Source organism: Kocuria oceani (genome assembly GCF_029524215.1).
GTDB classification, from domain to species: domain Bacteria; phylum Actinomycetota; class Actinomycetes; order Actinomycetales; family Micrococcaceae; genus Kocuria; species Kocuria oceani.
Genome location: NZ_JARAMH010000039.1, coordinates 1 through 11,491, shown reverse-complemented (window position 1 = coordinate 11,491; position 11,491 = coordinate 1). Strand labels below are relative to the sequence as shown.

General features: G+C 64.6%; 12 protein-coding genes and 1 pseudogene. 11 read left to right on the top strand and 2 right to left on the bottom strand.

Annotated features, from left to right (window positions below; genetic code table 11):
* Positions 1–115: 115 nt before the first annotated feature.
* Positions 116–1,063 (top strand): annotated as a pseudogene (locus PU704_RS20130) (IS256 family transposase); the annotation flags it as partial.
* A 514-nt stretch (positions 1,064–1,577) separates the two neighbouring features.
* Here the strand turns inward: PU704_RS20130 and PU704_RS19690 are convergent.
* Both PU704_RS19690 and PU704_RS19685 read right to left on the bottom strand, forming a co-directional pair.
* Entirely contained in the window at positions 1,578–2,747 is a 1,170-nt protein-coding gene (locus tag PU704_RS19690; protein WP_277552815.1) for an IS630 family transposase, read from the bottom strand.
* A gap of 71 nt (positions 2,748–2,818) precedes the next feature.
* Positions 2,819–3,016: a hypothetical protein gene (locus PU704_RS19685; RefSeq protein WP_277552813.1), complete on the bottom strand. Its 198-nt coding sequence runs from the start codon at positions 3,014–3,016 to the stop codon at positions 2,819–2,821.
* Positions 3,017–3,214: 198 nt separating this feature from the next.
* Here PU704_RS19685 and soxR point away from each other — a divergent pair, with 198 nt between their 5' ends.
* The 10 genes from soxR to PU704_RS19635 all read left to right on the top strand — a co-directional run.
* A complete protein-coding gene (soxR, locus tag PU704_RS19680) occupies positions 3,215–3,655 on the top strand; it encodes a redox-sensitive transcriptional activator SoxR (RefSeq protein ID WP_277552811.1) in 441 nt (146 codons plus the stop codon).
* 107 nt (positions 3,656–3,762) lie between these two features.
* Positions 3,763–4,287 carry a flavin reductase family protein gene (locus PU704_RS19675; protein WP_277552808.1) on the top strand — a complete coding sequence of 175 codons (525 nt, stop codon included), beginning with the start codon at positions 3,763–3,765 and terminating at the stop codon, positions 4,285–4,287.
* 87 nt (positions 4,288–4,374) lie between these two features.
* The gene (locus PU704_RS19670; protein ID WP_272026394.1) at positions 4,375–4,995 is read left to right on the top strand and encodes a superoxide dismutase; all 621 of its coding nucleotides are present in this window, start codon (positions 4,375–4,377) and stop codon (positions 4,993–4,995) included.
* 268 nt (positions 4,996–5,263) lie between these two features.
* A complete protein-coding gene (locus PU704_RS19665; protein ID WP_277552804.1) occupies positions 5,264–6,043 on the top strand; it encodes a helix-turn-helix domain-containing protein in 780 nt (259 codons plus the stop codon).
* A 178-nt stretch (positions 6,044–6,221) separates the two neighbouring features.
* Positions 6,222–6,860 carry a TetR/AcrR family transcriptional regulator gene (locus PU704_RS19660; RefSeq protein ID WP_277552803.1) on the top strand — a complete coding sequence of 213 codons (639 nt, stop codon included), beginning with the start codon at positions 6,222–6,224 and terminating at the stop codon, positions 6,858–6,860.
* 104 nt (positions 6,861–6,964) lie between these two features.
* Entirely contained in the window at positions 6,965–8,560 is a 1,596-nt protein-coding gene (locus PU704_RS19655) for an MDR family MFS transporter (RefSeq protein ID WP_277552801.1), read from the top strand.
* A complete protein-coding gene (locus tag PU704_RS19650) occupies positions 8,557–9,192 on the top strand; it encodes an NAD(P)-dependent oxidoreductase (protein WP_277552799.1) in 636 nt (211 codons plus the stop codon). The genes PU704_RS19655 and PU704_RS19650 overlap by 4 nt, the downstream gene beginning before the upstream one ends.
* 128 nt (positions 9,193–9,320) lie before the next feature.
* Complete coding sequence (locus PU704_RS19645) at positions 9,321–9,875, top strand: hypothetical protein (protein WP_277552797.1); 555 nt, start codon at positions 9,321–9,323, stop codon at positions 9,873–9,875.
* 244 nt (positions 9,876–10,119) lie between these two features.
* Entirely contained in the window at positions 10,120–10,983 is an 864-nt protein-coding gene (locus PU704_RS19640; RefSeq protein WP_277552796.1) for a hypothetical protein, read from the top strand.
* An 85-nt stretch (positions 10,984–11,068) separates the two neighbouring features.
* The coding region (locus PU704_RS19635; protein ID WP_420871648.1) for a helix-turn-helix domain-containing protein at positions 11,069–11,491 on the top strand (423 nt) is incomplete at its 3' end.

Sequence of the window (11,491 nt, the reverse complement as noted above, 5' to 3'; positions counted from 1 at the left end):
CCGGGCCTTCGTCACCGGGTGGAACGACCGCTGCCACCCCTTCGTCTGGACAAAGACCAGCACCCAGATCCTCGAGAAAGCCAACCGACCAACCACTTCAAAGACGAGCCACTAGATCGGTCCGGTCGAGATCGAAGCGCCCCGGGATTGGGTGGGGGCTTCGGTCCGGCAATTATGACCAAGGCCAAGCGGCTCATGGACGATATCGACCAGATCGTGTTCTCGCTTTCCGCCTGGGGACTGACCATCGGGGCGTTCGCAGGGCACTTTGAGGACGTATACGGGGCCAAGGTCTCCAAGGACGCCATCCCGAAGATCACGTCAGAACGTAGCCGGCGAGCTAACCGAGTGGTCCTTCCGCCCGCTGGACCCGATTAATTTCGTGGTCTTCGTCGACGCGATTTTCGTGAAAGTCCGCGACGGGCAGTTGCACAACACCCAAGCTTCACGTCGTCATGGGCGTCACGACGATCGGAGAGCGGGAAGCCTGGGAATCTGGGCCGGTAACGGCGGACGAGGGCGTGCTCATCGGTCGTCCGCGATGGGCTCCAGGGCCTGGCGGAGGCAATCACGACCACCTGGGAACGCACGCCTCGTGCGACAGTGCATCGTGCGTCTGACCCGCAACAGCTTCTGCTACGCCGGCCGTCAGCACCGCGACGGGATCGTCAAGGTGCTCAAGCCGGTTTATACCGCCCCGATCGAGGCCGCGGCGAAGGACCGGTTCACCGAGTTCGTGAAGCAGTGGGGCCAGGCGGTATCCGGCGATCGTACTGTTGAGAGAAAGCTCCTGGGGTTCAATCCGTGCCCTTCCTGAAGTATGACGTGGAGATCCGCTTCGGTGATCTGCATGAGGAACGCGATCGAGTCGATCAACGCCCGCTATCGGTGGGCGCGCGGGCACTTCCCGATCGAGCAGGTCGCGCCTTAAGGTCCCTGAATCTGGTCACTCGGTCCCTTGACCCCACCGGGGCGGCAGAGCAGGATGGGCGATCGGGTGAAGCCGGCGTTGAACGTGTCGGCGATGGCCTTTGCCGGACCGTTCGGGATGACTACTCGCTGAGGAAAATGGCGGGCCATACCCACCGTTTACCGGACCGTCCCTCGAATTGGGCGGGGACGACTTGCTTTCCCGTCACGAGCGTCGATGTCCGTTGAGCCATCCTCCCACGAGCCTCCCAGCGACAGGGATGAGAACCCAAGTCAGGGCCGCTACGAGCAACACCGAGGTGAGCGCGACGCTCAATGGTTGCGGCCAATCGGTGGTTATTCGCGGCACCACCACCGACAGCACCAAGCTAGTTGGGTACACGCAGACGAAGGTCACCACAGCCTGTCGCCACTTGATGGGCCGCCGCATTTCATTCACGAATCGATCCGCCGATGATGTAAGTCTGAGTCGTTTGGCGCAGGCATGACCAAAATCTAGCAGGGAAGGTGGAGACCACTACCCTCATGAGCAGCGACATTCCAGAACTCAGTTGGGTTTAGCCGCAAGCGATGACAGAACAAAGTTGAAGCGGGTCAGTGGGGCATCGAGTGGGGGGCGAAGTTGCCATGATGGACCTAGTGCCGTGTCAGGCAGCTTTTGCGATGTGGATGGTGGCGGCCTTGTCGAGGACCTCGACCAAGCGGTGGTCGTGGGCGTGGCGGTTGCGCCATGCGATGTAGCGGCGGATCATCGAGGCCTGCTCGCGGTGGCTGGGATGGTCGGTGCCGTCGAGGGCGAAGTAGCGCAGCGCGGTGAACTGGGCTTCGATCCGGTTCAGCCAGGAGGCGTAGAACGGGGTGTAGGCCAGCTCGACATTGTTCGCCGCCGCCCAGTCACCGACCCGCTGATCGGTCTTCGTGGACAGGTGCGGTGAGAAGTTGTCGCACACGATCGCGATCCGCTGGCGCATCGGGTACAGCGATCGCAGGTAGCGGCAGAACGCCAGGAACTGGGTGCGCGTCTTGCGCACCTTCACGTGGGCGTACATCTTGTTCTTCGACAGGTCGAAGGCCGCCAGCAGGTGACGCACCCCATGCGGGCGGGTGTAGGTCGCGCGGCGTCGCCGGCGGCGCGGATGGTCCTGGTCGCCGGCGCCCACGGCTCGCGGGGCCCACTGCCTGCCCGGGTGGGGTTGAAGGTTCAAGGGCCCGAACTCGTCCAGGCAGATCACCACCTCCGGGTCCACCAGCCCGTTGCCGCTGTGCTCACCTGCGGCCTCGCGCCCGTCGGCGAGATCGTAGAGGTGCAGCACCCGGTGCTTCTTCGCCTCGTAGTCGGGGTCCGTGGAGGTCTTGAAGGTCTTCACCGCTTGAAAGGACACGCCCGCCTGGTGCAGCAGCGTGCGCAGCCCTTCGTGGGAGATGTCCTCGACCACCCCCTCGGCCACCAGGAACTCGGCCAGCTTAGATAGGCTCCAGGTGGAGAACGGCAGCCCGTGATCGGCCGGGCGGGACAGGGCGATCTCCCGGATCTGCGCCCGGTCGGCGGCGGTGAACTTCGGCGGGCGGCCACCGGCGTACTTCGGGTACAGGGCATCGAACCCGTCGGTGTTGAAGTTGTGGATCACCTCCCGCACCCGGTCTGGGCTGGTGAAGGCCACCTCGGCGATCTTCACCGCGTCCATGCCCTGGGCCGAGAGCAGCACCATCTGCGCCCGCCGCCAGGTCACCACCGAGCCGCCGCTACGGCGCACCAGCCTCAGCAACCGGTTGCCCTCCTCATCGGAGATCTCTCGGACACGCACACGCTCGGACATCGCAGCCTCCGGGGAAGACAAGAAGACAACCCCAGTCTGCGCCTACACGGCAAACGTTCCCAGTTACGGCACTAGTGGCTTGTTTTTGAAGTCGTCGAGCGATTGGCCGTCTTGAGGACCTCGGCGTTGGTCTCGGTCCACCCAATTGGGTGGCAGCGGTCGTTCCAGCCGGTGACGAAGGCCCGGATCCGCAGGTTGAGCTTGAACACCGAGGCGACGTCGGACCGGCGCAGGGCCTGGTACCCGATGATCCCGAACCAGACTTTCACGATGTCCCGTTGATCCCGAACCAGACTTTCACGATGTTCAGCCGCGACGCCGAGATCGCAGTGCTGGGACCCAGACCCGAGGTTCTCCACCAGCCAAGCCTGGCCTCGGGGGTCCTGCACCTGATGGGTGTAGCGTCACAGGATCCAGCTGGCCGGGGGGGGCCATAAAATCCGAACAAGAGACGGCAGGCCATCTCGATGGAGAACACCTCAGAGCTCAGTGTGGGGCAAGTGGCATCGCGAAGCGGGACGTCGGTGTCCGCACTGCACTTTTACGAGCGGAAAGGGTTGATTCACGGCTGGCGGACCCCGGGCAATCAACGGCGGTACCCTCGTTCGGTACTTCGCCGGGTGGCTGTGATCCAAGCCGCCCGGCGCGCCGGCATTCCGCTGGCCACAGTGGCAACCGCCTTCGAGGAGTTGCCCGACCATGGCGTGCCAAATCAGTTCGACTGGCAGAGGCTTTCGGGGACCTGGCGGCAAGAGATCGATGCACGCATCGCCCAGTTGGAGCATCTACGGGACCGCCTTGACGGGTGCATCGGCTGCGGATGCCTTTCTTTGTCCGCGTGCAGTTTCGTGAACCCCGACGATCGCCTGGGTTCCACCACCGCAGGCGCTCCGGCCCTGGATTCCTGAGCCGTGAGAGACAGATTTTCACAGGGGGTTTGACCTCACCCGTGGTTGAGGTTCTAGCGTCGTGTGTGTTCCCGAGGACGTCGAGAACGCGCGACGAAAGAGCCAGCATGACCTTTCCTTCCCTCCATCCGACGGCGACCACCCCCGACACCACCCTTTTCCGGGAGGCGTTCCGCGACCACCCGGCCGGATTGGCCGTCATTACCGCCACCGGTGCGGACGGCCCCGTGGGCCTGACGGCCTCGTCAGTTTCGTCCGTATCTGCGGACCCACCGGCTTTGATGTTCTCCCTCTCGGGTGCGACCACCGCCCCGGTACTGGCGGCAGCCGACACGGTCGTCGTCCACCTCATGGATTCTGAACAGATCGATGTGGTTCACGCTTTCGCCACCCCAGGCGCCGACCGATTCACCGAGGAGACGGACTGGGTGATCCTGCCCACGGGCGAACCGTTGCTGCTCAACACAGTTTGGGCGTTGCGCTGCGCTGTGACCGACCGCGTGGCGGTCGGCGCCTCTCAGGTACTCATTGCCACGGTGCTCGACATCCGCTCAGCCGCCTCCGCAGGGGACCCCCTGGTGTACCACGACCGGACCTTCCACCGACTCGGACAGCACTCCCGTATCCCTTAGGAACCCTCCCCACAAGGACAGGGGGCTGCCTCTGCCTATCCAACACGCCAACGTAACTCCTGCACGACGAACCTGAGAGGAACACCCATGGCCGAGAAGTACACCCTTCCCGATCTCCCCTACGACTACGCGGCGCTCGAGCCCCACATCTCCGCGAAGATCATGGAGCTGCACCACGACAAGCACCACGCCACCTATGTGGCCGGTGCCAACACCGCCCTGGAGAAGATGGCGGAGGCCCGCGCGAACGGTGACGGCGCCGCCGCGGCCAAGCTGTCCAAGGACCTGCAGTTCAACCTCGGTGGCCACGTGAACCACTCGGTGTTCTGGCAGAACCTCTCCCCCGAGGGCGGCGACAAGCCGACCGGTGAGCTCGCCGCGGCGATCGACGACCACTTCGGGTCCTTCGACGCCTTCCGCGACCACTTCACCGCCGCGGCCACCACGATCCAGGGCTCCGGCTGGGCGATCCTCGCCCTCGAGCCCGTCGGCGGCAACCTGGTCATCGAGCAGATGTACGACCAGCAGAACGGCGTGCCCGTCGCCACGATCCCGCTGCTCCAGCTGGACATGTGGGAGCACGCGTTCTACCTCGACTACCAGAACGTCAAGGCGGACTACGTCAAGGCCTTCTGGAACATCGTGAACTGGGCGGACGTCCAGGAGCGCTTCGAGAAGGCGCGCACCGGGGGCCGGTCCATCATCTGATCCCCGGTCCGCACCGTCGGGCGCCGCGCGCGCCCGACCCCGCGAGCAGAGCCCCCGGACCACGCGGTCCGGGGGCTCTGTGCCGCCCGGGGGCTCTGTGCCCTCCCGAGGGCCGGACGCGGTGCTATGGGTGGCGGGCCATCTGACGTTGCGCCCATGGCAGGACTAGTCCACGGGTAGTTTCTCGTCATGGTCGCAACACCTGACCGAAAGCTAGGCCATGACAGCACCACTGAGAGGCCATGACCGTCGCGTTGGGCGGCGTCCGATGTCGGCCAAACGCGAGCAGTTCCTGGAAATGATCGGGCAGGGCTGGGCCGTGGCCGCCGCGGCCCGTGAACTTGGGGTCAGCCGCAGCTCGGCGGACAACTGGAAGAACGGCTACCGGGTGGCCCGCCCCGACGGAACCGTGGTCGTCTTCCAGGCACTGACACCTTCCCTACAGCCGGGCTCCGCCCCGTTCCTCTTGCAGCAGGAGGAGCGACTGGTCATCGCCGAAGTGTTCCGGGCGGGCGCCAGTCTCCGCACGATCGCTGCGCTGCTGGGCCGGGCCCCCTCGACGAGCTCCCGCGAGGTGCACCGCAACCGCGGCGGGCTCACCGCCTACCGACCCTTCACCGCCGAACAGCTGGGCCGGCAACGCCACCATCGGCTCAAGATCGAGGCCGACCCACAACTGGGCTCGTGGGTCGCTGCGCGGCTGGCCGAGTACTGGAGCCCCTCCCAGATCGCCCGGGCCCTACCGACCGTCTTCTCAGACCAGCGGGAACGCCATGTCGCACACGAGACGATCTACCGGGCCGTCTACCGCCACCAGCTCTCACCGCTGGCCCGGGGACAGCGGTCCTGCCTGCGCACCGGGCGCACGTACCGGATGGCCCACCGCCACCCGTCTCGGCGCCCGGTGACGCCGATGCCACCCGGGCAGAGAACGCGACAGGGGGTGGTCTTCGTAATGCTCAGTGCGCGCCAGCACGTGTGGTGGTCAACGAGAAGTCGGCGTTGTAGCCGCGCTCGATCGACCATTCGGCGAACGAGTTGCGCTTGAGGGCCACCAGAACCAGTAATCGGTGGCGACAGACAGGAACTGCCACGTCGGTGAACTGGGTGAGTTTCGGAGGCCTTCGGGACACCATAGGGGCCGACATCGCAAGAGTGGTCCTCACCGACTGTCGTCGAGTCGAAGCTTTCCTCATATCGTGGGACACCTATCGGAAAGGGATCCCATGGCACGACCACGCTTAGCCACCCATACCGCCACACCCCGAGGCCGCCCTCGCGATGCCGGTCGCGGAGAAGAGCTGCTACATGCGGCGCAGGATCTGCTGGTGGAGGTCGGCTACGAACACCTGTCAATGGACGCGGTGGCCACCCGGGCTAGGGCCAGTAAGTCCACCTTGTATCGCCGATGGTCATCAAAGGCCGAACTGGTCGCTGCCGCCTTGGTTGCCTTTGAATGGAACGACGAGTTGCCTAACACCGGTGTCCTGCGCACCGACCTGGCCTCGTTGGCCAGGGTGTGGTTCGATCCCGACCAGCGGCGAGACCAATTGTTTGTTCGGCTCCTCACGGCTATCGCCGACGACGACCAGCTACACAAAGTTTATGTATCCCAAATTGCTCAACCGAGGGCACACGCCCTGACGAAGATCGTTGATCGAGCGGTGGCACGGGGAGAGATTCCGCCGCATGTCGACGCCACGCGCGTGGGTGGAATCTTGCCGGCGATGGCCTTCCAGCAACTGGTGGTGCTTCGCCGACCCATCGATGCCGCCTTCCTCCATCACGTCTTGGACGACATCGTGCTGCCGTTGCTGCAGGTATCACCCTGCTCCGCGTCAAGCTCGGGGTCAGCGCAACAGTGAGCGGAATCGGCGCGCATTGCCATTAACGGTACTAGGCCGTACCGTTAATCGGAGCCCATTATTTTCCACGGCAGGCTGGTGCCTCACAACGCGGAAGCGAGTCCATGACCACCGACACACTCAAGACCCCGACGGGTGGTCCCACGGCTGCGCTGACCCGCCGGCAGTTCACTTTCGTCTTCGTGGGCCTTCTGCTGGCTGTCCTGCTGGCCGCGTTGGACCAGACGATTGTGGCCACCGCCTTGCCCACGATCGTGGGGGAGCTCAATGGTCTCGAACACCTGTCCTGGGTGATCACCGCCTACATGCTCGCCGCCACCATCGGCCTGCCGATCTACGGCAAGCTAGGGGACCTGTTCGGGCGCAAAAGCATCTTCATCTTTGCCATCATCGTCTTCCTCCTCGGCTCAGTCCTGTCCGGCCTCGCCCAGGACATGACCCAACTGATCATTTTCCGCGCGATCCAGGGCATCGGCGGCGGCGGGCTGATGATCGGGGCTCAGGCCATCATCGCCGAACTGGTCTCTCCCCGGGAGCGGGGCAAGTACATGGGCCTGATCGGGGCGTCCTTCGGCCTGGCCTCCGTCAGCGGCCCGTTGCTGGGCGGTTTCATCACCGACGTGTGGGACTGGCGGTGGGTGTTCTACATCAACATCCCGCTCGGAGCAGTGGCCCTGGCGGTGATCATCCCTACCCTGCACCTGCCCAAGCCCGCCAGAGTGCGTCCTCGCCTCGACTACGCGGGTACGCTGCTGTTGGCCGTAGCGAGCACCACGCTCATCCTGATCACCAGCTGGGGCGGGAACACCTACGCCTGGGACAGCCCGACCATCCTCGGGCTGGCCGGCCTCACCGTGGTTGTCGTAGCCGCGTTCATCGCGGTGGAGCGACGGGCCACCGAGCCGGTGCTGCCACTGGCCTTGTTCCGTGAGCGCAATTTCACCCTGCCCACGCTGATTGGCATCACGGTCGGCATTGCCATGTTCGCGACAATCTCCTATCTGCCCACCTTCCTGCAGATGGTCAACGGCGCCTCCGCCACCGCCTCCGGGTTGATGATGATCCCGATGACCGCGGGCATGCTGGTGGCCACCATCGGCACCGGACAGCTGATCTCGCGCACTGGCCGGTACAAGGGTTACATCGTGACCGGACCGGTCATCCTGGCGGTCGGGCTAGTGATGCTGTCGAGGATCAGCGCTGACTCCGCATACTTGTTCACCGCGGCCGCGATGTTCGTCGTCGGTCTCGGCGTGGGATGCCTGATGCAGAACCTGCTGGTCATCGTCCAGAACAGTGTTGCCCGCCGCGACATGGGCGCGGCCACCTCCGCGACCAACTACTTCCGGCAGATCGGAGCCTCCTTCGGGATCTCGATGTTCGGCTCCCTCTTCGTGGCTCGCCTGGATGACCAGATGGCCTCGCTGCCGCCCGGCCTCCCCCTGCCCGCGGGTGAGGCCGGCATCAGCTCCCTCACCCCTGAATTGCTCGCCTCCCTGCCACCCCAGGCCCAGGAAGCCATCGTCAACGGCTTCGCCCAAGCCCTCCCCCCGGTCTTCCTCCTCGGGGTACCTATCGCACTGGCCGGTCTGATTCTGGCGATCTTCATCAAGGAAACGCCTCTGTCCACCCGCGTCGCTCCCTCGACTGCTGAGAACGCACCTGCGGCCCCGGCAACAGCCTCGGGGAAAACGCGATGAGGATCGCCGTCGCCGGTGCCACCGGCAACACCGGCTCACACGTGGTGTCTCAGGCCCTCGAGCGCGGCCACGAGGTTCGGGCCCTGGCCCGCCGACCGGAGGCGATCACCGTGCGGGACGAGAAGCTCACCGTCGTTCCCGGAAACGTCTTGGAACCGGCGACCTTGGGACCGTTGGTTGAGGGAGTCGAGGCCGTGATCTCCGCTGTGGGTATCGGCACCCAGCGTGCCCCTACCCGGGTGTACTCCGAGGGGACGAAAAACCTCCTCGAGGCCATGAAGCAGGCCGGAATCCAGCGGGTGGTCACCATCTCCTCAGGCACCCTCGCCCGCGGAACACAAGCCTCCTGGGGGCAGCGACTGATCCTGTTCCCGTTGTTGCATCAGCTCTACGGCGCCAGCTACACCGACATGCGCCGCATGGAAGCAACGCTGGCTGGCAGCACTGCGGACTGGACCGTCATCCGCCCACCCTGGCTAGTGGACAAACCCGCCGCAGGAACTTATCGGTACAACACCGACGGTGTCACCCGGAGTATCAAGCCCTTGACCTATTCCGATCTGGCCCACGCCCTGCTCGACGTAGTCGACGATCAGAACAGGACCGGCCAGACGATCACCGTCTCAGGTTGAAAGAGATTCACACAGGGACCCGCGGTCACCAGAAGCATAAGGACCACGGGAACAACGCTGGCTAGGTGGCTAGGTGGCTAGGTGGCTGAGCAAGCTAACAGCGCCAACGGGACTACATCGGCGAACCCATGAGCAGGGCACCTCACCTGTGCGCTCCTGCCACCGAAAATCCGTCTAGGAAATGGAAGCATAGCAACACCCCGCCCAAGGCCCGGACCTCACCACCGAGGATCATCGGCGAGGATCACTTCGCCGCGACCGACCGCGTGCGGGGCACAGTCGGGACCAAGGTGCGCCTCAGTGCCGGCCACGAGGCCGTATTCATCCTGGATAGGGCGATCTTCCAGAAGATCGCCGCCGAGTTGAAGACCGTTTGCCTCACCGCCGCCATGAGTTTGCAATCCTTTTCGATGCCCTACCCCGCGGATGTGGCCCGATCCCCGAACGCGAACTATCAGCAGAGAAAGGCATGGCACCCCATGGACGACGGCACACAAGAAATTGTCGCCCCTTTCCCGTTGCGCAAGGGCGAGACCGTGGAAGTCCACAGTCCTGGATACCCGCCCTACTGCGGGCACGTGGAGGAATCCATGCCCAGCCTCAACGTGGTCTGGATTCGAGAGCTTAGGACGGGGGAACGCAAGATGCTGTCAGTCGCAGAGCACTGCATTCACCGCGTGTAGATCGGTGGAAGGCACCAAGATCGCGGCGGGCGCACACCATGCTATCTCCAAGCGCAATCCGCTTCTCGGTGAGGTCATGATCACGAAGCTGCGACGGTGGCGACCTATGAACGCCATGGCGCGACGGTGAGTCAATGCGGCAAGTGCTCGAGCTGCAGGTTGGCGGGCCAATGCCGTCCTTTTCGGACTCAACAGTGAACCTTCACCCGCCGGTTCTACCCGCTCCTGAGATAGACCGTCGAGCGTGCAGGCGGAACACACAATCATTGAAAGCGTCACGCCGTGCACACTGACGCCGTATGAGGAGAACATCGTGCAACTGGTCTACGACGATCCGTCGATCTCACCTGTCGAGTTCATCGAACCCAGCGTGGAGGGCTACCTGCTCTTGGCCGCGGAGGTCGATCACCGCCCACCGATGCTGCCCAACAGCGCCCGTAAGCGAGCGTTGTTGCGCCAGGCGCACGGCCTGGTCAGAAAAATCGAGGCCGAGCCCACGGTCCTGGAGGTCGCGGTGTTCGATGCTGCATTCTTCGTGCCCGGGCAGGGCGCGCCATTCTCCCGCACGCCTCAGGACACTCCCTCGGCTTCCCGGCGACGCTTCGACCTTGTTGTACTCGTCCGTACCCGCACCCCCGAAGCCGCTGCCCTGCTACACGTGGAGGCCTCATGGATTAAGGTTGTCGACCTAGTGCGTACTGGCTCACGGCACACGCTCGACATCGTCGCCAGAAACCTTCGCCGCATCGGCGACGTGCCGCATACCGGCGATGGTGTCTTCCTATTCAACTTCTTCGACAACACCGAGCACGCGCTCCCAATCTGGGAACACTCAGCGCGCTGGTTCGCCGCAAGGACGAAGCTCGATAACTCGACCCTGCTACAGCCCATCGATGACACCGCCAAGGACTACGCGTTCATCAACCATGCGCGGTGGCCGAACTGGCGTGCCTTCTTGCCGCACCTGCTACTGCGCCCCAGTTTCCGCCGGTACGTCGGCGACAACTCAATGGCCAACGGGGTGACCGCACAACCGGTCCTGTACCGCCAGGCCAAAGGAGCGCGACCAGCTCCTAGTGGCCCGTCTGCGAACTGCTTGAACGCTTGACGGGGTGGGATCATGGGTTATGGCAAATCATCCTGCGGCCCCGTTGCTCTTGCGGGAAGGTGACCGGGAGAAGTTGAGCCGATTGGTGCATTCGAGCTCTGTCCGGGCGGGGCTGGCGCAGCGGGCGCGGATCGTGTTGTTGGCCGCCGACGGGATCTCCAACACCGAGATCGCCGAGAAGGTCGGGGCCACCCGCACCACGGTCATCGCCTGGCGGGCCCGCTACGACGCCTCCGGGATCGAGGCTCTGGCCGACCACGACCGGTCGGGCCGTCCGCGGCGGATCGATCACCGGTCGATCGTGGCCGCCACGCTGCGGCCACCGCCGAAGAAGCTCGGCGTCACCCACTGGTCCTCGCGGCTGTTGGCCGCCCGGCTGGGGATCGACCACAGCACCGTGGCGAAGGCCTGGCGGGAGTACGGGGTCGCCCCGTGGCGGGAGGGCACCTTCAAGTTCTCCACCGACCCGGAACTCGTGGCCAAGGTCGTCGACGTGGTGGGGCTCTAC